The sequence below is a fragment of the Aequorivita echinoideorum genome (assembly GCF_018476645.1).
Taxonomy (GTDB): domain Bacteria; phylum Bacteroidota; class Bacteroidia; order Flavobacteriales; family Flavobacteriaceae; genus Aequorivita; species Aequorivita echinoideorum.
On the sequence record NZ_JAHCTB010000022.1, the window covers coordinates 1 to 1,298 of the forward strand.

A 1,298-nucleotide genomic window follows, 5' to 3' on the forward strand; every position below is an offset into this window, starting at 1 on the left:
TAACAATGTATAACCGCAATTACGGCGGATTCGACTACGTCCGAATCCACTCGGAATTGCTAACGTCAGTTCCATACCGAAAATTTTCGCTAACTTGCCCGTAACTGCGGTTATACTTGACCGTTAGGCAACATTTGAACTGAATGGAAGAAGAAATAGATAATGAACAAATAAGAGTATTTCTTGACTCTATAACCGAGCAATTTGGATTCGAAGAATTATCCGAAACTAAGAACACGTCTAATGAATTTGAATCAATTGAAATTAAAACGACAACAAAAGGTGTTTTTAAAGGTCGTAACGGTCATTTAGGAATTATCTGCAGTTTTGTAGAAAACAAAAACTTAAAACCTAGCTTTCAGAGAATATTCAGCAATCAACATTCAATTGATAATTTTTACGAAGGAGAAAAATACTTATTGTGTTTGGCTAATTCAAAAATCTATAGTTTCAATATTGATTTCTACAACGAAATTAATTCCGTAATTGATGAAATAGATTACGAATATCCGTTAACAAAAAGAGAATATAAAATTGGAATTGACAATGAAAACAACTTTCATATTCTGTTAATAACGACAGAAATAGCTCATTTTATGGTGGCTGGAATGCTTGATGATAATCAAGAGGAAGAAGAAAGAGTTATATTAAGTAATAAGTTAGAATCATCTCAACCATTTTTTGAATTTAAAGCACCAATTCATTTTGACTGGAATAAATTACTTGGCGACAAGGACAGGCAATTTGAAAGAATTTGTGAGTTACTGCTACAAAAAGAATCTAATATTACAAGCATAATTCCAATAGGAAAAACAAGAGCGTCTGACAGAGGTCGTGATTTCGAAGTCATTGAAAAAGTTGGTGGCTTAAATTCAGACAAACAATTAAAATGGTTGGTTCAATGTAAATTTTCTGAAAACAGTATTAGTCCCTCTTCAATTTCAGGATGGACAGATAGAATAATAGAACATAAGTATGACGGATTTTGGTTGATGACTAACAACGACATTACACCAAATCTATTTGACCAACTTAAAGATGTTTCTAGTAATGAAGATTACCAAATTAAAACCAGATTTTGGCAAAGAAGTGATTTTCATATTAAACTAAATGTACATTCGGAATTGTTTACGAATAATGACATATTTGAAAATTAATAAAAACGTTGCCTAACAAAGATCTGAGTTAAAAAACAAATCTTTTTAGTCCAATTTAGATACAAATTCCGCATCATAGGGCAAACCACTTTTTGCAATTGCAAATGCCTGTTTCAACAATTTATTTGCCACAGCTATAAG

General features: G+C 31.5%; 1 protein-coding gene. It reads left to right on the forward strand.

From position 1 onward, the window contains the following. Positions 1-143: 143 nt before the first annotated feature. Positions 144-1,157 (forward strand): restriction endonuclease, encoded by a 1,014-nt coding sequence (locus KIV10_RS13825; protein ID WP_214114731.1) that lies wholly within the window; start codon positions 144-146, stop codon positions 1,155-1,157. The last annotated feature ends 141 nt before the right edge of the window (positions 1,158-1,298 follow it).